Genomic DNA, 23,064 nt, shown 5'->3' on the forward strand with positions numbered 1-23,064 from the left:
GCCGGGTGCTACCCGTTCTGAAAGATGAATCGCCCTTCAACTTCAGAACGCGTCCCCGTCACGCCGCGCGGTCAGCGGACGCGGCAGAAGCTGTTGAAGGCCGCGGAGGCGGTGTTCGGCGACAAGGGCTACGAGCGCGCGTCCATCGCGGACCTCACGCGCAAGGCCAGCGTCGCGCTGGGCACCTTCTACGTGTACTTCCCCGACAAGCAGTCCATCTTCGTGGAGGTGGTGGACGAGCTGGGAGCGCGCCTGCGCCGCCTCATCGCGGAGTCCACGGCCGCGTGCACCACGCGCCTGGAGGTGGAGCGCGAGGGGCTGCGCGCCTTCTTCGAGTTCGTGCGCCAGCACCCGAACCTCTACCGCGTGGTGCGGCAGGCGGAGTTCGTGGACGCGGACTGCTACCGCCGCTACTACGACCGCTTCGCCAAGGGCTACGTGCGCGGCCTCACGCAGGCCATGGACAAGGGCGAGGTGCGCCGCATGGACCCGGAGGCGCTCGCCTACTGCCTGATGGGCATTGGCGACTTCCTGGGCATGCGCTGGGTGCTCTGGGAGGAGGACCCGGGCCTGGAGCGCGTGCTCGACACGGCGATGGCGCTGCTGTCCCACGGCCTGCCGTCCCACCTCCAGGCCGTCCCGCCCCCCTCGCGGCCCGCCGCGAAGCCTTCGAAGCCCACCCCCCCCAAGCCGTCCCCCCGCCGTCCGTCACGCGGTCCCCGGAGCTGAATCCCCGTCATGCGTTACGCGAACATCCTGTCCACCGGCCGCTACGTCCCCGAGAAGCTCCTCACCAACGCCGACGTGGAGAAGATCCTGGGCGAGAAGGTGGACGAGTGGCTCCAGCAGAACGTGGGCATCAAGCAGCGCCACGTGATGGCGGACCACCAGGCCACCAGCGACCTGGCCGTGGCCGCCGCGAAGGAGGCGCTGGCCCGCGCGAAGGTGGATCCGAAGGAGCTGGACCTGGTGCTCGTGGCCAGTGACACGCCGGACTACCTCTCCCCCGGCACGTCGTCCGTGGTGCAGGCGAAGCTGGGCGCGGTCAACGCGGGCACCTACGACATCAACGCGGCGTGCGCCGGCTGGGTGACGGCGCTGGACGTCGCGTCGAAGACGATCTCCGCGGACGACAGCTACCAGCGCATCCTGGTGGTGGGCGCCTACGGGATGACCCGGTACGTGAACTGGAAGGACAAGAAGACCTGCACGCTGTTCGCGGACGGCGCGGGCGCGGTGGTGCTGGGCGCGTCCGACAAGCCGGGCTTCCTGGGCGCGAAGCTGCTCGCCAACGGCGAGTACCACGACGCGCTGGGCATCTACACCGGCGGCACCAACCGGCCCGCCACGGCGGAGACGCTGGCGCTGACGGACGGCAAGCCCGCGGTGCAGTTCGTGCGCAAGTTCCCCTCCACGTTCAACACCGAGCGCTGGCCCATGCTGCTGGACACGCTGCTCAAGCGCGCGGACCAGACACTGGACGACGTGAAGCTGTTCGTCTTCACGCAGCTCAACCTGCGCACCATCGAAGCCACCATGAAGGCGCTCAACCAGCCCATGGAGAAGGCGCACTACACGATGGACAAGTGGGGCTACACGGGCTCCGCCTGCATCCCCATGACGCTCGACGACGCGGTGCTGCAGGGCAAGGTGAAGAAGGGCGACCTGGTCGCCTTCTGCGCCAGCGGCGGTGGCCTCGCCATGGCGTCCGCCCTCTACCGCTGGACGGCCTGACCTTACCCCCCCGCACCCCGCCTCATTCAGACAGGAGTTCTTCGCATGTTCATCGGGGACTGGATGGGGCGGGGTGCCCTTTATTGGCCGGACGCGGTGGCCGTGGTGGACGTGGCCCGGAAGGACGCGGGCCGCTTCACCTACCGACAGATGAACGCGCGCGCCAACGCGCTCGCGGGCTGGCTGCGGGACGTGGCCGGCGTGCGGCGCGGCGACCGCGTGGCCATCGTCGCGCACAACGGCGTGGAGTACCTGGACACGCTGTTCGCGTGCGGGAAGCTGGGCGCCGTCTTCGTGCCCTACAACTGGCGGCTGCACGCGGCGGAGCTGACGGATGGCGTGCGCGCCATCCGCCCGCGCGTGCTGCTGTTCGGGGACGACTTCAAGGACGCGGTGGCCCAGGTGCGCGAGCACGTGGGCGACGGCCTGCGGCTGGTGTCCCTGGAGGCGCAAGGGCTGCCCGGCGCGGATCCGTACGCGCAGGCCATGGCGTACGCGCCCGCCGCTCCTGTCACCAACGACGCGGTGAGCGAGGAGGACATCCTCTGCCTGCTCTTCACCGGCGGCACCACCGGCCGGTCCAAGGGCGCGAAGGTGTCGTACCGCATGGTGGCGTGGAACACGCTCAACACGCTGGTGCATGAGATCCGCCAGGGCGACGTGACGGTGACGCACACGCCGCTGTTCCACACGGGCGGGCTGCTCGTCTACACGCTGCCGCTGCTCACCGTGGGCGGCACCGTGGTGCTGATGCGCCGCTGGGACCCGGACGAGATGCTGGGCCTGGTCGCGAAGGAGAAGGTGACGCTCTTCTTCGCGGTGCCCACGCAGTACCAGCAGTTGATGGACTCGCCGCGCTGGAAGGGGACGGACTTCTCCTCCGTGCGCTTCGTCACCAGCGGCGGCGCGCCCCTGCCGGTGACGCTGCTCCAGGCGTGGCAGGCCGTGCACCCGGTGCCCTTCAAGCAGGGCTTCGGCATGACGGAGTTCGGCCCGGGCATCTTCAGCATGGGGCCGGAGTTCGCGGTGTCCAAGGCGGGCTCCATCGGCCGGCCCAACTACTTCATCGACGCGAAGCTGGTGGACGACGCGGGCAGGCCCGTCCCCGTGGGCGGGGTGGGGGAGCTGGTGCTGAAGGGGCCCTCCATGTGCTCCGGCTACTTCGAGGACGACGCCGCGACGAAGGAGGCCATCGACGCGGACGGCTGGTTCCACACCGGGGACCTGGCGCGCGTGGACTCGGACGGCTTCTTCACCATCGCGGGCCGCAAGAAGGACATGTTCATCTCCGGCGGAGAGAACGTGTACCCGCTGGAGCTGGAGTCCGTGCTGTACGAGCACCCCGCCGTGCAGCAGTGCGCGGTGGTGGGCGTGCCGGACGCGAAGTGGGGCGAGGCGGGCCGGGCCTACGTGGTGCTCAAGCCCGGGGCCGAGGCCTCGGCGGACGCGCTGCTCGAGCACCTCAAGGGCCGGGTGGCACGCTTCAAGGTCCCCAAGCGGGTGGAGCTGGTGAAGGCCCTGCCGGTGTCCGCGGCGGGGAAGATTCTGAAGCGCGAGTTGCGCGAGGCGGCCATCGCCGCGGACGCGCGGGCCGCTTCCTGACGCACGGGTTTTCTTCTTCAACGCAACGCAACCAGGAGCGCGCACATGGCTGATACATCCAGGAAGGTCGAGATCCGGGACATCCCCACGCAGCGGCTCCGGGTGCGCGCACGGCTCGTGGGCGAGGAGGGCTTTCCGGTCATCTTCGTGCACGGCAACTGTTCCTCGTCCGCGTTCTTCGAGTCGCTGATGAAGACGCTGCCCCAGGGCTTCCGGGGCATCGCGCCGGACATGCGCGGCTACGGGCACACGGAGGAGAAGACCATCCACGCGACGCGCGGCATGCGCGACTTCAGCGACGACCTGGTGGCGCTGATGGACACGCTGTCCCTGAAGCGCGCGGTGTTCGTGGCGCACTCGGCGGGCGCGGGCATGGTGATGCAGCTGTCCCTGGACCACCCGGAGCGCGTGGCCGGGCTGGTGGTGGAGGCGCCGCTGTCGCCCTACGGCTTCGGCGGCACGAAGGACGCGGACGGCACGCCGTGCTGGGCGGACTTCGCGGGCTCCGGCGGCGGCACGGCCAACCCGGACTTCGTGCAGCGGCTGAAGACGAAGGACCGCTCCACGGAGTCGCAGACGTCGCCGCGCAACGTGATGAACGGCTGCTACGTGAAGCCGCCGTTCCGGCACCCGGACGAGGAGATGCTCCTGAGCTCCGTGCTGGACACGCACGTGTCGGACGAGCTGTACCCGGGCAACTTCGCCCAGTCCCCGAACTGGCCGGGCGTGGCGCCGGGCACCACGGGCATGAACAACGCCATGGCGCCCGCCTACTACAACACCTCCTCCTTCGCGGAGCTGAAGAACGGGCCGGACGTGCTGTGGATCCGCGGCGCGGATGACGCCATCGTCTCCGACACGTCCCTGTTCGACTTCGGCTTCCTGGGCAAGCTGGGCGCGGTGCCCGGCTGGCCCGGGGATGAGAAGTACCCGCCGCAGCCCATGGTGTCGCAGATGCGCAAGGTGATGGAGCGCTACGCGGCCAACGGCGGCCGCTACCGCGAGGTCGTCCTCCAGGACACGGGCCACAGCCCGCACCTGGAGAAGACGAAGGAGTTCCACGACCTGCTCGTCCCGTTCCTGCAGGAGCACGCCCGCTAGTCGTTCCGCCGTCTCCTGACGCGCGCTGAAGGCACGCGAGGGCCCTTCCGGGAAGACCCTGGGGCCCGTCGTGTGTCCCGTGCGTCCTTTTGGCCTGTCGCAGTCTGCTGTCGCCGCACCCGTAACCCCCAACGGAGGTACGCATGCGAAGCACCTGGACGTTGTCACTCACGGCCGCATTGTTGATGGCAGGCTGCGGGGCGGAACCCCCCGCGGAAGCCCCCCCGGCGCAGGAGTCCGTCGCCACGGCCGAGGCCCCGCTGGACGCGGACCTGGCGCCGTACTTCGACGCCGTCCCCACCTTCACCGGCAACTACCGGGTGGTGGGCACGTACACGCCGCCCTCGTGGTCCTGGGGGCAGATTGAGTTGCTGGAAGGCAAGCAGCGCTTCCGCACGGAGTACTACAACCCGCGCACGCTGAAGCTGCGGGACCAGGACACGTACCAGTCCACCGACTACCCGCTGCGGACGTACTTCGGTTCGCTGAACCAGCAGCTGGTGAACGCGTTCAACCTCTACTACGCGAACAGCTGTGCCACGACGTCCGGGGCCACCTGCCCCACGCCCGGCCCCACCAAGCCGGAGGCGCGCTTCGTCCTCTTGCACAAGGGGCGGGCCACCGCGGCGCGCACCTGTAACGTCAACCTGACGCCGACGCTGCTGGTGCACGGCGCCATCCAGGACGGAAACGTCTGGATGTTCCCCAACGGGAACAACGGTACGGGCGGCACCTACGGCGGCGCGGCGCAGCTGACGGGCATGGTGCAGGACCTGGAGTCGAAGGGCCGCTGCGTGTACGCGGTGACGTTCGGCTCGTTCCACGGCGACAACTTCAACCACGCCATCCACGTGGCCAACGCCGTCCAGCGCATCAAGGCGCTGCACCCGGGCGTGGCGCGGGTGGACGTGGTGGCGTGGAGCAAGGGCGTGCTGGCGGTGGACCCCTGGCTGGAGAACGCGGCGACGTGGGGCGGCTTCAGCACGACGCGCTTCTTCGAGCGTCTTGCGAAGGAGCAGGCGTCGCAGGTGCCGGCGTATGACGACTCGGTGCGCGTGTACGTGCCGCTGTCCGGGCCGCACAAGGGCATCGACCTGAACTTCCGCCACCCCATCCACACGCTGACCATCGCGAGCACGGCCTCCAACGCGCCGGTGGGCCGTGGCCCGATGCCGTGGACGTACTTCTCCGCGATGCAGTGCGTGACGTTTGGTTACAGCGTGCCCTGGTTCAACAACCCCTACGCGGAGAGTGTGTGCAAGGATTCCGGCGGCGTGTGGACGGACTACTTCCGCCGCATCTACCTGTCGAACATCACGGGCCTGTCCAGCACGGGCACGCCGGTGTCCAGCAGCACGCTGCAGACGCTGAACACGAACCAGGGGCTGTCCGCGTCGTCGTTCAAGTTCGACGACTACAACATGAGCCTCTTCGGCGCGGTGAACGACAGCGGCAAGTACGTGACGGCGTACCCGGGCCAGCTGCAGGCGGCGTACGACCTGCGCGGCACGTACCCGATTCCGGACCGCAGCGCGTCCGCGTGGGACGACATCGATCCGGACGAGAACCGCTACTTCCCCTGGCTGGACACGAAGCTCGTCTACAACCCGTACAACCCCTGGGTCGCGGCGGGCTACATGGCGTCCAGCGACCACCGCGTGTGCCGCACGACGGCGTTCGACCCGGTGGGCTCGCCGTGCTTCGCGTACCACGCGTACAACACGAACCAGAACCGTGAGGCGTACGACTCGCTGATGTACGGCAAGTACCGCATCATGGACGGCCTGGGCATCAACGCGGCGATGGAGATGGGCGGCAAGTTCATCACGCGCCTGGCGGAGCACGGCCTGGATTCGCGCCTGCCGTCGCTCTACGTGCTGTACGGCACGGCGGGCGGGGCGACCCCGTTCGAGACGGACGGCATGACGTCCACCACGTCCACGCTGCGCAGCGACGGCGTCCTCTTCGAGGCGAGCATCGCAGCGATGACCCAGCTCACCCAGGGCTGGACGTCCACGAAGAAGACCGCCGACGCGAAGCAGGAGGGCATGGCCTATGACCACCTGAGCATGGGCATCACCCCGGCGGTGTGGAACAAGATCTCCGCGCACTTCGTTTCGCGGGATTGATGATGTGACGTGAGGCACGGGCGCGTTCCGCGCGTCCGTGCTTCGCGGGTCAGTGGCGTCCGCGCGTCTTTGCCTTGGCGGGTCTGGAGGCCGCGGTCTTCCTGGCGCGAGCCTTTCCTGGGAACTTCGGGCCGGGGCCGTACTCAACGGAGGGCCCGCGCTGCTGGGAAGAGACCTTGATGAGCAGTTGCCGCTCAACCATGTCCGCGAGGACGTCCCGGGCACGGGTGACGTCGATGTCGAACAGGTTCTGGAGCGTGCGATTGTTGACCCGGCCATATTCACGGACGTGGGTCATGACCTTCCGGTCCAGCTCGTCCACCGTCCGGCGTTGGTAGTCCACGGCGGAGCCCAGCTCCTTGAGAACCTCTCCACGAAGCCGATAGGCGGGATGGGCGTTGCGCGCGGTCTGCCGCGTGGCCTCCAGGATGGAGGGGTCATTGCTCGCCAGCCTGCGCAGGATGGTTTCGGCCTCCGGCACGGACTTCTGAAGCAGGGGGGCTGCTTCCTGTGCGGTCACCGTGCGACGGCGGCGCAGCCAGAACAGGATGAGGAGCGTGTCCGTGTCATCCCGCTCCTGCTCGGGAAGTTGGGCGATGAACCGGGTGATCTGGGTCCTGGCCGCGCCTCCCACCAGCTTGACCTGGACCAACTCGCTAGAGGTTTCGATGTGCGGGATTTCGCGGCCGGAGCGAATCATCTCGCGGTACATGCGGTCGACGCCCCGTCCCGCTTCCTCCGCGAAGCCGAGTGTGCGCGACGCCTTGGCCAGGAGCGCGTTGCGGGGCTTGGGTGGGTGCGTGAGGATGTTCTCGGGTGTGACGCCCGCGACGAGCGGTCCCGGCGAGCTCACGATGAAGACCTGGGGAGAGTGCTCGATGAGCACCGCGCCCTGGAGCCGGTAGTCCCGGTGGACGAGCGCGTTGACGATGGCTTCCCGGATGGCCAGGCTCGGAAAGTCGGCGACATCCAGGAGTTGTCCGTTGGGGAGTGATACGGGCACCTGGTTGAGCCTGGCTCGAATCAGCCCGAGAATTTCGCCGAACGCCAGGACCAGGGGCGCATCAATGCGCTGGATGGCCAGCGGCTCGCCTCCGGGGGTCTGGCGGTAGTGGTACTGGAGCGCGGGTGAAGGAGACGCGTCGCAGAAGAGCAGTTCGCCTGCCTTGAGAAGCTCTCCCTCCTGGGTGACCAGCCCCAGGGCACGTAGCAGGTCCTGGGGGCTTCTGAGACGCGCGTAGTTCCGGCGCTCATCCGTGAGGGTGGCCAGGCTTTCCCTCGCGGCCTGAAGGGCCAGGGGCGAAGCCTCCTGGATGTCACGTCCGCTGGGCTGCGCGGACCAGTCAAAGCTCCGGCGGTCATCGCGCAGCCTGGCGATCTCCTCCGGGCTCATGGGCAGGCAGTCACTGCCAAGCCTCCGCCGTGCACGCCCTTGTGGATCGGAGTGCACTTCAATGCCTTGGGGAACGAAGACAACGAGCAGGCGTACCCCGGCAAAGAGGTGCTCTTCCACTTCGACCAGCAGGGAGGGGCGGGTCAGCTCGTAGATGCGCCGGCGAACTTGCTCGGCTTCCAGGCTCGTTCCCAGGAACGCGGCGGGTCCGCCCTGCTTGTCATCGACTCCGATGACGAGCGCTCCTCCGTTCGCGTTCGTGAAGCAGATGGCGTCACCTGCGAGCTCACGCATGAAGTCATCGGCACTGCGCCCCTCGCGCTTGAAGTCGAGGGTGACGCTTTCCAGCTTCTGCGCAGGGTGCCCTTCCTGAACCTTCTCCAGGGTAGGGCGCAGTTGGTCCCGGATGTGGCGCATCATGGCGGTTTCCGTGCGAGTTCGCGGCGTGTTTGCGGATCTCCTTCAGAGTGTAGGGTGGTCGCAAACTCGACGCAAACTCCGGTGAGTCTCCCCCGCAGGGGGCGTGGCGTGCCTTAGAGTCGTAGGGTGCCCATCGTCCACGACTGGCTGGCCCGGCGGGCTTCGCTCGCCCCGGAGCGCACGGCGCTCGTTGATTCGCTCCGGGGTGGGCGGCGCATCTCGTGGGCGGAGTGGAATGACTCCGCCCACCGGACCGCGCTGCTGCTGCGCGACCTGGGCGTGGGCGTGGGTGACCGCGTCTCCGTCCTGGCCTTCAACGGCGTGGAGACGCTGGACCTCGTGTTCGCGTGCGCCAAGCTGGGCGCCGTGCTCCAGCCGCTCAACTGGCGCCTGGGCGTGGAGGAGCTGCACGGCCTGCTCTCCGATGTCGCTCCCTCCGTCGTCTGCTTCGGTCCGGAGTTCGGCCCTCAAGTGGACGCCTTGCGCTCACGTCTTCCGGCGCACTGGGTCTCCCTTTCGGATCCGCTCTTCTGCTCGCGCGAGACGCTGACCGGCGCGCTGCCCTCCCTCGAACTGGAGGCGGATGCACCTTGGGTGCTGTGCTCCACCGGCGGGAGCACCGGCCTTCCGAAGTCCGCCGTGCTCACGCATGGCTCGCTCACCGCCAACGCCGTGAACACCGTCGTCAGCTGGGGCCTCACCCAGGACGACGTGGCGCTCGTCAACGCGCCCCTGTTCCACACTGGCGGCCTCAACGTGTTCGCCCTGCCCCTGGTGTACGTGGGCGGCGCCTCCGTCGTGTGCCGTGCCTTCGACGTGGCGCAGACCTTCGACCTCATCGACTCGGGCTCCGTGAACCTCGTGTTCGGCGTGCCCACCATGTTCATCGAGATGCAGCGGCATCCCCGCTTCGAGGCCGTGGACTTCTCCCGCCTCAAGCTGCTCATCAGCGGCGGCGCCCCCTGTCCCGCCCCCGTCTTCGAGCGCTTCTTCGCTCGCGGCATTCCCTTCCGCACCGGCTACGGCCTCACCGAGGGCGGCCCCAACAACTTCTTCCTCCCCGACGCCGTCATGCGCTCGCACGCGGGCTTCGTCGGTGTGCCCCTGTTCCACGTCGAAGCGCGCATTGACGGCGAACAGCGCCCCGGAGACGTGGGTGAGCTGCTCCTTCGCGGCCCCCACCTTTGCGCCGGCTACTGGCGCCGGCCGGAGGAGACCGCTCGCACCTTCGTGGACGGATGGCTGCACACCGGCGACCTGGCCTCCCGCGACGCGCAGGGCTTCTTCCGCATCGAGGGCCGCGCCAAGGACCTGATCATCTCCGGCGGCGAGAACATCCACCCCTCCGAGGTCGAGAGCGTCCTCGCCGGCCACCCCGATGTCGCCGAGGTCGCCGTCATCGGCGTCCCCGACCCGAAGTGGGGCGAGGTCCCCCGCGCCCTCGTCGTCCCCCGGCCGGGCGCCGATCCGACCCTGGAGGCGCTGGTGGCCTTCTGTGCCGGCCGGCTCGCCCGGTACAAGCTGCCCCGCACGCTGCGGCTGCTGGAGTCCCTGCCGCGTACCCCGGCGGGCAAGGTGGACCGGCGGGGGCTCGCCCGGATGCACGGCGAGGGCTGAATTTCCGTTCCGTTGCGCCCGTCCCCCTGGAAGCCCCTGGGATGTCCCTGCGGACCGCCGTTCGTAATATTTCGTCATGGGCCCGTAGCCCCCTGGAAATGTACGGGTGGGAGGTTGCAGGTCGCGGCCCGGAGGCGGTCCGCATCCCCCGCGGAGACCCGAACCATGGAGAACACGCCACGCCCCACGGCCTCCGAGGAGGCCACCATCCAGGTGCTCCTCGTGGAGGACGATGAACGCCTGGCGCGGCTCACCGCCCGCTACCTCCAGGAGCACGGCATCATCGTCACCGTGTCCGCGTCCGGCACCGACGCGCTCCTCCAGACGTCCCGCCACACCTACGACGTCATCCTCCTGGACCTCATGCTCCCCGGCCGCGACGGCCTGGAGGTCTGCCGCGAGCTGCGCACCCGCACGGACGTGCCCATCATCATGCTCACCGCGCGCGGCGAGGAGGCCGACCGCGTCCTGGGACTGGAGTCCGGCGCGGATGACTACCTGCCCAAGCCCTACTCGTCGCGCGAGCTGCTCGCCCGCATCCGCGCCCAGGTGCGCCGCGCGCGCGGCAAGGTGGGCCCCACCAGCCACCCCGTGCACGCGGGCCGGCTGGTGCTGGACCCCCGCAGCCTGAGCGCGTCCCTGGACGGCAAGCCGCTGTCCCTCACGACGTATGAGTTCAGCCTGCTGCGCGTCCTGGCCGAGCGCGCCGGCCGCGTCCTCAGCCGCGAACAGCTGCTCGACCTGGTGAAGGGCAGCGCGGACGAGGTCTTCGACCGCTCCGTGGACGTGCACATCTTCCGCCTGCGTCAGAAGCTGGAGGTGGACCCCCGCAACCCGCGCCTGCTCAAGACGGTCCGCGGCGCCGGCTACATGCTGGCCACGGAGACCGAGGCGGAGTCGTGAAGTTCTTCCGCCTCCCCATGGGCCTGCTCCCCCGCATCTACCTGGTGGGGGTCATCCAGATCATCCTCGTGGGCGTGTCGCTCATGCTCGCTCGGGACCTCCTGCGCAACGAGTCCTGGCGCAACCGCTTCGACGACGAGCTGTCCTACTTCGTCGACGAGTGGGCCAACCTGCGCGACCAGCCCGCCGCGCTCCAGGCATCGCTCGACCGCGCCCAGCAGCGCATGGGCATGCGCGTCACGCTGCGCGCCGCGGACGGGACGCTGCTGGGCAACACGCGGCCGGACCCCGTGCCGCCGCTGACCTCCGAGGAGTTCTCCGCCGTCGCCTCGCGCGTCACCCGCAGCGGTCCGCGCGGCCCGTTCCCCGGGCTGGGGGGCGGACCTGGCCGCCTCCTGGTGGTGAGTCCCTACCCGGGCCCCATCCAGGTCTACGCCTCCGTGTCGCTGCCCCCGCCGCCCCCGCCGCCGGATGGAGACCGGCAGACGGCCATCATCGTGGGGCTCGTGCTGATGTGTACCGCCATCACCTCCGTTGCCTTCGCGCGCACGCTCGCGGGCCCGCTGGAGAAGCTGGCCAGCGCGGCGCGCGCGTTCGGCGCGGGGAGGCTGGACGTGCGCGCGGGCCTGCGCCGCAAGGACGAACTGGGCCTGGTGTCCGAGGCCTTCGACGAGATGGCCGGCCGCATCACCCAGCTCTTGCGCTCGCAGAAGGAGCTGCTCGCCAACGTGTCACACGAGCTGCGCACGCCCCTGTCCCGCATCCGCGTGGCGCTGGACCTGGCCGCGGAGGGCGACGCGCAGACCGCGCGCGAGCTGCTGCCCGACATCACCGAGGACCTGTCGGAGCTGGAGCGCCTGGTGTCCGACGTGCTCACCACGTCCCGCCTGGAGCTGGTGACGGATGGCGCGAGCGGCGGCGTGCCCCCCCTGCGCCTGGAGCGCGTGGACGCGAACGCGCTGGTGGACAAGGCCGCCGCCCGCTTCCGCTCCGCCCGGCCGAAGCACCGGCTGGAGGTCCAGGTGGACGGCGCGCTGCCTGCGCTGGAGGCAGACCCCGTGCTGCTGCGGCGCGTGTTGGACAACCTGCTCGACAACGCGGGGAAGTATTCGGAGGCCGGCACCACCGTGAGGCTGCACGCCCGGGCGGAGGGCGGCGGCGTCCAGGTGGAGGTCCGGGACCAGGGCATCGGCATCGACGCGCAGGACCTGGCGCGCGTGGGCACGCCCTTCTTCCGCACCGACCGCAGCCGCGCCCGCACCACGGGCGGCGTGGGGCTGGGGCTGGCGTTGGTGCGCCGCATCCTGGACGCGCACCACGGCCACCTCACGCTGGAGAGCCAGCCGGGCCAGGGCACCACCGCGCGCGTCGTGCTCCCCGGAGTGGGGGCGGCGGACACAGCGGAGGGTCGCCTCGCCGTGGGTCATCTTTCGTAATAGAGACGAGATTCGCCGAAACATTTCAAAACGTAGATAAGGGGCATGAAGGCCTTGAGCGAGATGCCGCGGGAAGCGCCGGCCCTGGCGCCGGTGGAGCTGGACGAGGACGAGGGTCGCAAGCGCGGAGTGCCGCGCTGGGCCTGGGTCCTGGCGATCCTGGTGGTGGCGGGCGCGGGGGTGTTCTGGCGCATGCGCGCCGGAAGCCAGGCGGACGCCGTCACCTACGAGACGACCCCCGCCGAGGCCCGGAAGCTCACGGCCAGGGTGACGGCCACCGGCACCGTGGCGGCGCTGGTGACGGTGCAGGTCGGCAGTCAGGTCTCCGGCCGCATCCAGGAGCTGATGGTCGACTACAACTCGCAGGTCAAGAAGGGGCAGGTCATCGCCCGCATCGACCCGCAGCTGGTGCAGGCCGCGCTGGACCGGGCGAAGGCAAACATGACGGCCTCGCGCGCGAACCTCCAGAAGGCGCGCGTGAACGCGGACGTGGCGAAGAAGCAGGCCGCGCGCTCGAAGGAGCTGCGCGCGCAGCAGTTCATCTCCCAGTCGGAGCTGGAGACGGCCGAGTCCGCCGCCGCCAGCGGGCAGGCGGAGGTCACGGCCGCGGAGGGCTCGGTGGCCCAGGCGCAGGCCGCGCTCAACGAGGCGGAGGTGAACCTCAAGTACACGACCATCGTGTCGCCCACGGACGGCATCGTCATCTCGCGCAGCGTGGACGTGGGCCAGACGGTGGCCGCGTCCCTCCAGGCGCCCGTGCTCTTCACCATCGCGGAGGACCTGCGCAAGATGCAGGTCAACACCAGCATCGCGGAAGCGGACGTGGGCAAGCTGCAGCCCGGCATGAAGGCCACCTTCACCGTGGACGCCTTCCCGGGGGAGACCTTCGACGGCGTCATCCGGCAGATCCGCAACGAGGCCATCACCGTGCAGAACGTGGTGACCTACCTGGCCGTCATCGACGTGCCGAACCCGGACCTCAAGCTCAAGCCGGGCATGACGGCGAACGTGACCATCGTCACGCAGCAGAAGGACCAGGCGCTGTCCGTGCCCAACACGGCGCTGCGCTACCGCCCCGCGCCGTCGCCGAACGCGCCCGCGCAGGCTGCGGCGGCCCAGCCGCCCCCCGCGGGCACGCGCACCGTCTACGTGCTGCGCCGCCAGCCGGAGCAGAAGCCGCAGCCCGTGGCCGTGAACGTGCGCACCGGCATGACGGATGGCACGTACACGGAGGTGGTGGAAGGGGACATCAAGGCCGGCGACCGCGTCATCACCGCGGCGAATTCGCCGGCGGGCTCGACGTCCACCGGGGCTCCTTCGGGTGCGAGCCCCGTCGGCGGCGCGGGTGGCGGCCGGGGCATGGGCGGCGGCCGCCGGGGCCCGTTCTAGGCACGCGGCCGTTCCAATCACTTTCATCGCGGGCAGGGGAAGGGACAGAGGCAGACCGATGGACGCGGAAACGAAGCGGGCACCCCCCGTCATCCAGCTCAAGAACGTGGCGAAGGTGTACCGCTCCGGCGACGTGGAGGTGCGGGCCCTGCGCGGCGTGGACTTCACGGTGGAGCCGGGCGAGTTCGTCTCCATCATGGGCTCCTCCGGCTCGGGCAAGTCCACGCTGATGAACATCCTGGGCTGCCTGGACCGGCCCACCTCCGGGGAGTACCTGCTCAACGGCCGAGAGGTGGCCCGCCTGGACCGCGACGGCCTGGCGCGCGTGCGCAACCGCACCCTGGGCTTCGTCTTCCAGAGCTTCAACCTGCTGGCGCGCACCACCGCGCTGGAGAACGTGGAGCTGCCCATGCTGTACGCGGGCGTGCCCTCCAAGGAGCGCCGCGCGCGGGCGAAGGAGGCGCTGGAGCGCGTGGGGCTGGGGGCCCGGCTGGACCACCACCCGAAGCAGCTCTCCGGCGGTCAGCAGCAGCGCGTGGCCATCGCGCGGGCGCTGGTGGGCCGGCCGCGCGTCATCCTCGCGGACGAGCCCACGGGCAACCTGGACTCGCGCACCACGGTGGAGGTGATGGCGCTGTTCCAGCAGCTGCAGAAGGAAGGCCTCACGCTGGTGCTGGTGACGCACGAGCCGGACGTGGCCGAGTACACGCAGCGGGTGGTGGTGGTGAAGGACGGGCGCATCGTGAACGACAGACGCCAGACGCCGAACCCGGCGGTGGTGCCCGCCGAGGAGGTGGGGACATGAACATCCTGGAGACGGTCGTCCTGGCGCTGCGTGCGCTCTTGCGTTCCAAGACGCGCTCGGTGCTCACCGCGCTGGGCATCATCATCGGCGTGGGCGCGGTCATCGCCATGGTGGCCATTGGCGACGGCGCGAAGGCCAGCGTGCAGAAGGTCTTCGACTCCATGGGCACCAACCTGCTCATCATCCTGCCGGGTTCGTCCAGGTCCGGTGGCGCCCGGGGCGGCTTCGGCAGCCAGCCCACCATCACCTGGGACGACCTGGAGGCCGTGCGCACGCAGCTGTCCACCGTGCGCGGCGCGGCGCCGGAGATGCGCTCCAACGCGCAGGTGTTCAGCGAGGACCAGAACTGGAACACCAGCATCATCGGCACGACGACGGACTACTTCACCGTGCGCAGCTGGACCATGGCGAAGGGCGCGCACTTCACGGACGCGGACAACGAGGCGGGCGCGAAGGTGGCGGTGCTGGGCCAGACGGTGGTGGACAACCTCTACGGCAAGGGCTTCAACCCCGTGGGGCAGGTCATCCGCATCAACAAGACGCCCTTCACCGTGATGGGCGTGACGGCGCCCAAGGGCCAGTCGCCCGTGGGCCAGGACTTCGACAACACGGTGTTCGTGCCGGCCACCACCTTCCGCCGCCAGGTGCAGGCGCAGAGCCTGGGCGCGTACATCACCGGCGCGGTGTTCGTGCAGGCGGCGAGCGCGGACCTCACGGCGAAGGCCCAGACGGACGTGACGAACCTCCTGCGGGAGCGCCACCGCCTGGGCGAGGACGACGCGAACGACTTCGACGTGCGCAACCTGGCGGAGGTGGCCAGCGGTCAGCAGCAGAGCACGGAGACGCTGAGCCTGCTGCTCGCGGCCATCGCGGCGGTGTCGCTGGTGGTGGGCGGCATCGGCATCATGAACATCATGCTGGTGAGCGTCACCGAGCGGACGCGCGAGATTGGCGTGCGCGTGGCGGTGGGCGCCCGGCCGCGCGACATCCTGGCGCAGTTCCTCATCGAGGCGCTGACGCTGGCGGTGCTGGGCGGCATCATCGGCGCGGCCGTGGGCCTGGGCGTGGCGAAGCTGCTGGCCGCGCAGTTCGGCTGGCCCATGCTGGTCCGCCCGGACGTCGCGCTGCTGGCCATCGGGTTCAGCGGCCTGGTCGGGGTCGTCTTCGGGCTGTACCCGGCGCGCAAGGCGAGCCTGTTGGATCCCATCGATGCACTGAGGTACGAGTGATGCGCGCGCTTTCGTTGACGCTTTCGTTGTGGGTCCTGCCCGTGGTCGCGGGGGCCCAGACGCCGGCTCCGGCCACGGCGATGCCCCAGGACCCGGCGGCGCCCGTGACGCCTCCCGCCGTGCGGCAGTCCCTGTCCGCGTCCGCCGCCTCCGAGGGGCGCGTCATCACCCTGGCGGAGGCGGAGACCGCAGCGCGTGAGCACCAGCCGACGCTGCGCTCGGCGCAGGCGAACACCGACGCGGCGTACGCCCGGGTGGATCAGGCCTTCTCCGGCTTCCTGCCGCAGGTGAGCGCCAGCGCCAGCTACACGCTGGGCACCAGCAACCGGGCCGTCATCCAGAACGTGCCGGGCAGCGACACCGCGGTGGTGTCCAGCTCCACGCGGCGCTTCAGCGGGGGCATCTCCGCCAACCAGCTCATCTACGACTTCGGCCGGACGTCCGGGCGCTACAACGCGTCGAAAGAGAGCGCGGGCGCGCAGGAGGACTCGCAGCAGCAGGTGCTCCAGGACGTGCTGCGCGACGTGCGCTCCGCGTACTTCAACGTCCTCACGCAGAAGGCCCTGCTGGGCGTGGCGCGCGAGACGCTCCAGAGCGAGGAGGCGCGGCTCAACCAGGTGAACGCGTCCGTGCAGGTGGGGTCGCGGCCGGAAATCGACCTGCTCCAGCAGCGCACGGCGAAGGCCAACGCGCAGGTGGCGCTCATCCGCGCGCAGAACGCCTACGCCACCGCGAAGGCGCAGCTCAACCAGACCATGGGCGCGGAGACGTCCACCGACTACACCGTGCAGGACGTGACGGTGGCGGCCGTCGCCGGTGAGGACGAAGTGCTGGACGCGCTGGTGAAGCGCGCGCTGGAGGCCCGTCCCGACGTCGCCGCGCGCGAGCGTCAGATTCTGGCGCAGGAGTCGCAGGTGAAGGTGACGAAGGGCGGCCACTGGCCCAGCCTGAGCGCCACGGGCAACGTGTCCAACGTGGGCGCGAACCCGGTCAACGGCGCCACGCTGAGCGCGCAGGGCGGGCTGCAGCTGAGCTGGGCGCTGTTCCAGGGCGGGCTCGTCAACGCGCAGACGCGCGAGGCCAACGCCAACCTGCGCGACCTCCAGGCGCAGAAGGACGCGCTCCGGCAGCAGGTGCGGCTCCAGGTGGAGCAGGCCCGGCTCAACGTGGTGGCCACGCGGGAAGCGCTCACCGCCGCGGACGAGGCCCAGGTGAACGCGCGCGAGCGACTGCGGCTGGCCGAAGGGCGCTACCGCGCGGGCGTGGGCAACATCATCGAGGTCAGCGACGCGCAGGTGGCCTTCACCAACGCCGCCGCCCAGCAGGTGCAGGCGACGTACGACCTGGCCACCTCCCGCGCGGAGCTGGCGCGCGCCCTGGGCACGGTGGAGCTATCCACCGTGGCCTCGCGGTAGGCCCGGCGGGTGAAGACGTGAAACATGAGCCAACCCTGAAGGGTGGCAGTGGCGGCAGGACGCTCGAACACCGTAGGAAACGGCGGCTCCAACGTCATGGGTCACCTCCCGACAGGCCCGGAAACCCGCGGGGATGCACGCCGTGGAGGCCGTTTCCAGAGGGCACTCCGTCTCAGAAGTGGCATGGGTGTCGGGGTTGCCCGGACTCTGAAAGTCCACCTCCCGCGCAGCGACCCTATGGGTGAACAATGGGAGGCTGACCCGGCAAGTTCTGTCTGTCTGCCTCTATACGTCCTATGCCGTCGGCCAAACGTTTCGGGTCGGCAAGCAAAGGCATGGACAAGAAACTCGCAACCACCATCGGCGCATCGGCACGGGTCGCCCGGGGCCGCATGGAGCTTACGCAGGCCGACGTCGCCGAGCGAATCGACGTGGCCACGGAGGTGTACGGCCGCCTGGAGCGCGGCGGCATGCTCCCCAGCGTCCAGACCCTGCTGAAGCTGTGCCACGAGCTGCACGTCTCCGCGGACGAGCTGCTGGGACTCGCGGCGCAGGGTGCGCCGCCGTCGCGCGCCAGCGAAGCCCCGCCGCCCACTCCGGAGCGCCCGGAAGTGCGCCGGCTTCTGCGCAGCGTGCGTCAGCTGGACCCCGCCCAGGTGAAGCTGCTGGGCCTGGTGGCCAACGCGCTCCAGCGGCGGTAGCCCTCTTCCCCTCCCGCTCCTCCCGGCTTTGGGGGACACCGGACCGCGCGCGAACCGCCTTCAGAGGTTCGACAGGACGCGATCCAGGTCGGCGGGCCGCACCGGCTTGGTGAGGTGCACGTCGAACCCGGCCTTCAGGGCCTGCTGGTAGGCCTCCGGGTCGCCGTAGCCGGAGAGCGCCACCAGCCGCAGCTGCTGCCCCACGCGCGCGCGCAGCGTCCTCGCCACCTGGTAGCCGTCCAGCCCCGGCAGGCCAATGTCCACCAGCGCCAGCTCCGGCGCGTGCTCCAGGGCCAGCGCCACGCCCTGCATGCCGTCCTGGGCCACCGCCACCTGGTGGCCCCACAGCTCCAGCAGCTCGCGCATGGACTGGCGCGCGTCCGAGTTGTCCTCCACCAGGAGGATGCGCCGCGCGCGCCGCGTGTCCATCAGGTTCGCCCCGGTCGAGCGGGGGACGCGGTCCGCGGGCAGCAGGGGCAGCCGCACCACGAACTCGCTGCCCTGGCCCAGGCCGCCGCTGGTCGCGTCCACGCTGCCGCCGTGCATCCGCACCAGCGTGCGCACGAGGGTGAGGCCAATGCCCAGGCCCCCGCGCGAGCGCTCCAGGGACGTGTCCGCCTGGGCGAACAGCTCGAACATGGCGGGCAGCTTCTCAGGCGGGATGCCGATGCCGGTGTCCTTCACCCGCAGCACCGCCTGCGCGCTGCCGTCCACGCCCTCCTGGAAGAGCTCCACGGTGACGGTGCCCTGGTCCGTGTACTTGGCCGCGTTGTCCACCAGGTTGGTGAAGACCTGCTCCAGGCGCGTGGCGTCACCCTCCAGCCACAGCGGCGCGCGCGGCAGGTGGGCCTCCAGCGTCAGGCCGCGGGACTCCACGCGGGGGCGCAGGATGGAGAGCACCTGCTGGAGGACCTCCGTCAGGCTCACCGGCTCCTGGCGCAGCTCCACCTTGCCCCGGGTGATGCGGCTGACGTCCAGCAGGTCGTCCACCAGCCGCGCCAGGTGGTTCGTCTGGCGCTGGATGATGCCGTGCATCCGCGCTTCCTTGGTGTCCGTGGACGCCTTGCGCTCCAGGATGCCAATGGCCGTCATGATGGCGGCCAGCGGGTTGCGCAGCTCGTGGGCCAGCATGGCCAGGAACTCGTCCTTGCGCCGGTCCATCTCGATGAGCTGGTCCGTGCGCAGCCGGGCCTGCTGCTCCGCGTGGCGCAGGCGCAAGAGCGAGCGCACCGTGGCGATGAGCTCCGACGGCTCGTAGGGCTGGGTGAGGTACGCGTCCGCACCGCCCTCCAGGCCCTGCACCTTCTTGTCCGGCGTGACGAACGTCGCGGACGTGTGCATCACCGCGATGGCGGCCGTGGCCGCGTTGGCCCGCAGGCGCGCGCAGACCTCATAGCCGCTGATGTCCGGCAGCTTCACGTCCAGGACGATGACGTCCGGGCGGTGCTCCTCCGCCAGCAGGAGCGCCGCCATGCCGGTGGCCGCCTCCAGCACGTGGTAGCCGGACATCTCCAGGATGCGGTTGACCAGGTAGCGGTTGGCCTCGTCGTCGTTGACGTTGAGGACCGTTGCCAGACGGGGTTGCTCAGCCACGGGGGTTCGCCTCGCGCAGTTCCCGGTTCCCCAATCCCGCCTTGGACAGCGCGTCGCGGATGCGGGTGATGGCCACTTCCCGGCTGAGCGTGTGCTTGGCCAGGATGGCGGACGTCTCGCGTGACAGCCGCGCCCGCTCCGCCTCCTGCAGCTGGTGGGAGGTGTGCAGGATGATGGGGATGTCGCGCGTGCGCGGATCCGCCTTCAGTTCGTCCAGCACGTCGAAGGCGGTGATGTCCGGCAGCACGAAGTCCAGGAAGATGAGGTGTGGGGCGTTCTCGCGCGCGATGCGCACGCCGTCACGGCCGTTGGAGGCCTCCAGCAGCTGGTAGGGCGTGTCCTTGAGCAGCTGCTTGAGCAGGTAGCGGTGCACGTCGTCGTCGTCGATGATGAGCAGCCGCTCCACCGGACCGACGCGGGCCAGCGACGCCAGCTTCTTCTGCAGGCGCACCTCGTCCACGGGCTTGAGCCAGAACTCGTCCGCGCCCAGGGCGCGCGCCTTCTGCTCGCGGTCCGTCACGGTGACGACGAGGATGGGGATGTCGCGCGTCTGCTCGCCGTTCTTCATCTCCGCGAGGAAGCTCCAGCTCGTCTCGCCCTCCAGCATCACGTCCAGCACCATGGCGGCGGGGCGCACGCGCTGCATCACCTTGCGCGCGTCCTCCACGGTGCGCACGGGCAGCACCTGGAAGCCGGAGCGCGCCAGGTACTTCTCGTAGAGGAACAGCGTCTGGCGGTCGTCCTCCAGCACCAGCACCGGCGCGCGGCCCGGGTCCAGCTTCTCGCTGCGCTGGGTGAGCCCCGTCATCTCCGACACTTCCGGGTGGACGCGCGGCAGGGTGATGGTGAAGGTGGCGCCCTGGCCCAGCGTGCTCTTCACGGTGAGCGAGCCGCCCAGGACCTCCGCCAGCTTGCGCGCCAGCGGCAGGCCCAGGCCGGTGCCCTTCACCTGCCGCTGCAGGTGGCTGTCCACCTGGATGAACTCCTCGAAGACGCGCTCGTGGTTCTCCGGCGCGATGCCGATGCCCGTGTCCTTCACGGTGAACACCACCGTGTCCTTGGGGCCCGGGGCCACGGTCACCGTGATGGTGCCGGACTCGGTGAACTTCACCGCGTTGGACACCAGGTTGCGCACCACCTGGCTGAGCTTGGACTCGTCCGTCTCCAGCTCCAGCGGCGCCTCCGGGCCCTCGAAGGTGAGCGTCACCGGCGAGTCCGGCGGCAAGAGGGGCCGCGTCATGCCGCGCAGCGCGCTCATGAAGTCGGAGGCGACGAAGCGGCTGTGGCGCAGCGTCGTCTTGCCGGACTCCACCTTGGACAGGTCCAGGAGGTCGTTGACCAGCTCGAAGAGGGACTCCGCCGAGCCGCGGATGAACTGGACCTGCTTCTCCTGCTCCGGCGCCAGGCTGCCGTTGAGCGGGTTGAGCAGCACCTTGGACAGGCCGAGGATGGAGTGCAGCGGCGTGCGGAACTCGTGGCTCACGTTGGCCACCACGCGGCTCTTGATTTCGGACGCGCGCTGGAGACTCTCCGCCTTCTCGTCCAGGGCGGCGTGCAGGCTCCTCACGCCCTTGTTGGACTCCTCCAGCTCGCGGTTGAGGCGCGTCAGTTCCTCCGCGCGGCGCTTGAGCTCGTACTGCTGGCGCTCCGTCTCGCGGTGGAGCGCGGACAGCTCTCCCAGCGTGGTGCTCACCTGGGTGAGCGCGGCGCCGTAGTCCTCCGGCACCAGGCTGCCCACCAGGGCGATGCCGCCGTCGTGCGGCCGGGCGCGGAAGGCGAACGCGGCGGGCTTGTGGTCGCGCTGGAGGATGAGCTCCCAGCCGTCCACGGCCTCGTCGCGCGCCTGCACCAGCAGCTTCTCCACCTTGCTCTCGCTGCCGTGGCTGGCCAGGCTCTTCAGCGACTGGCCGGGCTTGACGCCCAGGATGCGCGCCGCGCGCTCATCCCGCCAGACGACCGTGCCTTCCGCATCGCAGGCCAACGCCAGCTCGCGGCTGAGGAGTTCGAAGATCCCGGAGGCGCGATCATCCTCTTGCATCATGAGTGCGTCTCCTCCCACGAAACTGGCGTTCGCGCGAGCAACGTTCGCGCTTCCGGGTGAGCGCTCCCCAGGACGGTCTTTAGCGCGTCCAGGCATTGGAGAAGGTTCACGGGCGCCAGCCCCCGCTGGGGCCAGAACCCCGCGTACCACTGGAGGTGGGCGTCCCACAGGTCCGCACGGCCCAGCGCGAGCGCGTCCGAGAGATAGGACAGCTGGAGGCGCACTTCTTGTTCCAGGCGCGGGCGGCTTCCGGAAGGCAGTGGGCCCTCCAACCGCCGGACGACCGCGCTGATGAGGCCGGGGGCGTCCGCCTCCAGGGTGTGTGCGGGGCCTTCTTTATAGCGCAGCGCCTGACGGGCGGCCTGGACGTAGGTGAAGGGCAGCGAGTCCGGGCCGAAGCCCTCCGCCTGGAGGGCGCGCAGCAGCCCCTCGAAGTGCTGATCCAGGTGCAGCGAGCACATGCCCCGCGTGACGAGCAGGGTGCGCAGCCAGCGCGCGTAGTCCTCCAGGATGGCGGGGCGGGACGCGTCGAGCGCCTGGACGAGGTAGCGCACGTGGAAGACGGCGTCCTCGTCACCGAAGCGGCGGGCGCGTGCGAGGCCGTAGCGCGCGGCCCAGAACGGATCCTCGTACAAAGCTTGAACAGAATTGGGAGCGAGGGACGCGGTCCGGGCTTCCACCTGGAGACTCACGTTCGACATGGTGTCAGACCCCCAGGGTGCGGCAGGCGGAGGAGACCAGCTCGCGGACGCTCTTGCCGAAGAAGGTCACGGCCAGCTCCTCCTCGAGCACGGGACCCCAGTCGAAGGCGAGCCCGCCCACGGCGATGGGCAGGGACGGGGAGACCTCACGCACCTTGCGCACGGCCTCGCGGACCTGGGGCATGTGGAAGGGCATGGTCACGGAGAGGGCCAGGAGGTTGGGCGGGGTTTCGCGCACCATGCGGGCCAGGTGGTCCGCGGGCACGTTGGCGCCGAGGAAGCGCACGTCGAAGCCGGCCATCTCCAGGAAGTCGCTGGCCATGCGCGCGCCCACCTCGTGCAGTTCGCCCTCCACGCACGCCATCATCACGACCTTGCCGTTGGCCGGGTCGCGGGGCAGGTGGCGGTACAGGTGCGCCAGGGCGTACTGGGAGATGGCGGTGGCCAGGTGTTCCTGGGCCACGGAGATGGCGTTCTCCTGCCAGAGCCGGCCGATTTCGTACTGGGACGCCTGGATGACCTCCAGGTGCAGGTCCTGGATGGGCACGCCGCACAGCAGGCCCTCATCCACGAGCAGGCGCAGGGCCTCCTGGCGGTTTCCGGAGAGCTGCGCGGCCAGATACCGCGCCCGCAGCGTGTCGATGGCAGGGGTCGATTGGATCACGAGAACCGGGCGGGTGGCGGACGGGGCAGGGTAGGGGGGTCCCTGCTTTCGTTAAACCCTGGAGCCGTCGCCCGCACCCGGAAGTGAACAGTTCGCCGGCCCATGCGTCGACCGGCTGCTTTTCTGCTTGCAGGACAAGCGAACTCCCTGGGTGGGTGGATGGAATCCGGGAATTCCCGGCCCGGGGTGGC

The 23,064-nt window shown here is 69.9% G+C and carries 18 protein-coding genes; 13 read left to right on the forward strand and 5 right to left on the reverse strand.

Translation table 11 applies throughout. The features are described 5' to 3' along the window. Positions 1-24 precede the first annotated feature (24 nt). The 5 genes from AABA78_RS08540 (at position 25) to AABA78_RS08560 (ending at position 6,566) form a co-directional block, all read left to right on the forward strand. Entirely contained in the window at positions 25-729 is a 705-nt protein-coding gene (locus AABA78_RS08540) for a TetR/AcrR family transcriptional regulator (protein ID WP_338262483.1), read from the forward strand. A gap of 9 nt (positions 730-738) precedes the next feature. Further along, entirely contained in the window at positions 739-1,734 is a 996-nt protein-coding gene (locus tag AABA78_RS08545; protein ID WP_338262484.1) for a 3-oxoacyl-ACP synthase III family protein, read from the forward strand. A 45-nt stretch (positions 1,735-1,779) separates the two neighbouring features. Beyond that, entirely contained in the window at positions 1,780-3,336 is a 1,557-nt protein-coding gene (locus AABA78_RS08550) for an acyl-CoA synthetase (protein ID WP_338262485.1), read from the forward strand. 45 nt (positions 3,337-3,381) lie between these two features. Beyond that, positions 3,382-4,437, forward strand: a complete 1,056-nt coding sequence (locus AABA78_RS08555; protein WP_338262486.1) for an alpha/beta hydrolase — start codon at positions 3,382-3,384, stop codon at positions 4,435-4,437. Between the two features lie 143 nt (positions 4,438-4,580). Next, positions 4,581-6,566, forward strand: a complete 1,986-nt coding sequence (locus AABA78_RS08560) for an esterase/lipase family protein (protein WP_338262487.1) — start codon at positions 4,581-4,583, stop codon at positions 6,564-6,566. A gap of 49 nt (positions 6,567-6,615) precedes the next feature. Here the strand turns inward: AABA78_RS08560 and AABA78_RS08565 are convergent, their stop codons facing one another. Next, on the reverse strand, positions 6,616-8,379 hold the full coding sequence (locus tag AABA78_RS08565) for an RNA/DNA-binding domain-containing protein (RefSeq protein ID WP_338262488.1): 1,764 nt from the start codon (positions 8,377-8,379) through the stop codon (positions 6,616-6,618). A 126-nt stretch (positions 8,380-8,505) separates the two neighbouring features. Between AABA78_RS08565 and AABA78_RS08570 the strand changes: the two genes are divergently transcribed. From AABA78_RS08570 to AABA78_RS08605, 8 genes are all read left to right on the forward strand, one after another. Then, positions 8,506-9,996, forward strand: a complete 1,491-nt coding sequence (locus tag AABA78_RS08570; RefSeq protein ID WP_338262489.1) for an acyl-CoA synthetase — start codon at positions 8,506-8,508, stop codon at positions 9,994-9,996. Between the two features lie 165 nt (positions 9,997-10,161). Beyond that, complete coding sequence (locus AABA78_RS08575; RefSeq protein ID WP_338262490.1) at positions 10,162-10,899, forward strand: response regulator transcription factor; 738 nt, start codon at positions 10,162-10,164, stop codon at positions 10,897-10,899. Continuing rightward, complete coding sequence (locus AABA78_RS08580) at positions 10,896-12,335, forward strand: HAMP domain-containing sensor histidine kinase (protein WP_338262491.1); 1,440 nt, start codon at positions 10,896-10,898, stop codon at positions 12,333-12,335. Before AABA78_RS08575 ends, AABA78_RS08580 begins: the two co-directional genes overlap by 4 nt. Before the next feature lie 45 nt (positions 12,336-12,380). Continuing rightward, the gene (locus AABA78_RS08585; RefSeq protein ID WP_338262492.1) at positions 12,381-13,724 is read left to right on the forward strand and encodes an efflux RND transporter periplasmic adaptor subunit; all 1,344 of its coding nucleotides are present in this window, start codon (positions 12,381-12,383) and stop codon (positions 13,722-13,724) included. Positions 13,725-13,782: 58 nt separating this feature from the next. After that, entirely contained in the window at positions 13,783-14,529 is a 747-nt protein-coding gene (locus AABA78_RS08590; RefSeq protein WP_171420741.1) for an ABC transporter ATP-binding protein, read from the forward strand. Next, entirely contained in the window at positions 14,526-15,758 is a 1,233-nt protein-coding gene (locus AABA78_RS08595) for an ABC transporter permease (protein ID WP_171420742.1), read from the forward strand. Before AABA78_RS08590 ends, AABA78_RS08595 begins: the two co-directional genes overlap by 4 nt. Further along, a complete protein-coding gene (locus AABA78_RS08600; RefSeq protein WP_338262493.1) occupies positions 15,758-17,173 on the forward strand; it encodes a TolC family protein in 1,416 nt (471 codons plus the stop codon). Before AABA78_RS08595 ends, AABA78_RS08600 begins: the two co-directional genes overlap by 1 nt. A 335-nt stretch (positions 17,174-17,508) precedes the next feature. Then, a complete protein-coding gene (locus AABA78_RS08605; protein WP_120529550.1) occupies positions 17,509-17,874 on the forward strand; it encodes a helix-turn-helix transcriptional regulator in 366 nt (121 codons plus the stop codon). Positions 17,875-17,934: 60 nt separating this feature from the next. Here the strand turns inward: AABA78_RS08605 and AABA78_RS08610 are convergent, their stop codons facing one another. The 4 genes from AABA78_RS08610 to AABA78_RS08625 are packed head-to-tail and all read right to left on the reverse strand — an operon-like array spanning position 17,935 to position 22,873. Further along, on the reverse strand, positions 17,935-19,467 hold the full coding sequence (locus AABA78_RS08610; protein WP_338262494.1) for an ATP-binding response regulator: 1,533 nt from the start codon (positions 19,465-19,467) through the stop codon (positions 17,935-17,937). Further along, a complete protein-coding gene (locus AABA78_RS08615; protein WP_338262495.1) occupies positions 19,460-21,508 on the reverse strand; it encodes a hybrid sensor histidine kinase/response regulator in 2,049 nt (682 codons plus the stop codon). Before AABA78_RS08615 ends, AABA78_RS08610 begins: the two co-directional genes overlap by 8 nt. Then, on the reverse strand, positions 21,505-22,209 hold the full coding sequence (locus AABA78_RS08620) for a hypothetical protein (protein ID WP_338262496.1): 705 nt from the start codon (positions 22,207-22,209) through the stop codon (positions 21,505-21,507). Before AABA78_RS08620 ends, AABA78_RS08615 begins: the two co-directional genes overlap by 4 nt. A 4-nt stretch (positions 22,210-22,213) precedes the next feature. Beyond that, a complete protein-coding gene (locus tag AABA78_RS08625) occupies positions 22,214-22,873 on the reverse strand; it encodes a cobalamin B12-binding domain-containing protein (RefSeq protein ID WP_338262497.1) in 660 nt (219 codons plus the stop codon). Positions 22,874-23,064: the final 191 nt, after the last annotated feature.

Source organism: Corallococcus caeni (assembly GCF_036245865.1).
Taxonomy (GTDB): domain Bacteria; phylum Myxococcota; class Myxococcia; order Myxococcales; family Myxococcaceae; genus Corallococcus; species Corallococcus caeni.

Excerpts from the sequence above, each read along its gene's own strand:
- AABA78_RS08540 (WP_338262483.1), top strand. The coding sequence starts at position 25 with ATGAATCGCCCTTCAACTTCAGAACGCGTCCCCGTCACGCCGCGCGGT.
- AABA78_RS08545 (WP_338262484.1), top strand. The coding sequence starts at position 739 with ATGCGTTACGCGAACATCCTGTCCACCGGCCGCTACGTCCCCGAGAAG.
- AABA78_RS08550 (WP_338262485.1), top strand. The coding sequence starts at position 1,780 with ATGTTCATCGGGGACTGGATGGGGCGGGGTGCCCTTTATTGGCCGGAC.
- AABA78_RS08555 (WP_338262486.1), top strand. The coding sequence starts at position 3,382 with ATGGCTGATACATCCAGGAAGGTCGAGATCCGGGACATCCCCACGCAG.
- AABA78_RS08560 (WP_338262487.1), top strand. The coding sequence starts at position 4,581 with ATGCGAAGCACCTGGACGTTGTCACTCACGGCCGCATTGTTGATGGCA.
- AABA78_RS08565 (WP_338262488.1), bottom strand. The coding sequence starts at position 8,379 with ATGATGCGCCACATCCGGGACCAACTGCGCCCTACCCTGGAGAAGGTT.
- AABA78_RS08575 (WP_338262490.1), top strand. The coding sequence starts at position 10,162 with ATGGAGAACACGCCACGCCCCACGGCCTCCGAGGAGGCCACCATCCAG.
- AABA78_RS08585 (WP_338262492.1), top strand. The coding sequence starts at position 12,381 with ATGAAGGCCTTGAGCGAGATGCCGCGGGAAGCGCCGGCCCTGGCGCCG.
- AABA78_RS08590 (WP_171420741.1), top strand. The coding sequence starts at position 13,783 with ATGGACGCGGAAACGAAGCGGGCACCCCCCGTCATCCAGCTCAAGAAC.
- AABA78_RS08595 (WP_171420742.1), top strand. The coding sequence starts at position 14,526 with ATGAACATCCTGGAGACGGTCGTCCTGGCGCTGCGTGCGCTCTTGCGT.
- AABA78_RS08600 (WP_338262493.1), top strand. The coding sequence starts at position 15,758 with ATGCGCGCGCTTTCGTTGACGCTTTCGTTGTGGGTCCTGCCCGTGGTC.
- AABA78_RS08605 (WP_120529550.1), top strand. The coding sequence starts at position 17,509 with ATGGACAAGAAACTCGCAACCACCATCGGCGCATCGGCACGGGTCGCC.
- AABA78_RS08615 (WP_338262495.1), bottom strand. The coding sequence starts at position 21,508 with ATGATGCAAGAGGATGATCGCGCCTCCGGGATCTTCGAACTCCTCAGC.
- AABA78_RS08620 (WP_338262496.1), bottom strand. The coding sequence starts at position 22,209 with ATGTCGAACGTGAGTCTCCAGGTGGAAGCCCGGACCGCGTCCCTCGCT.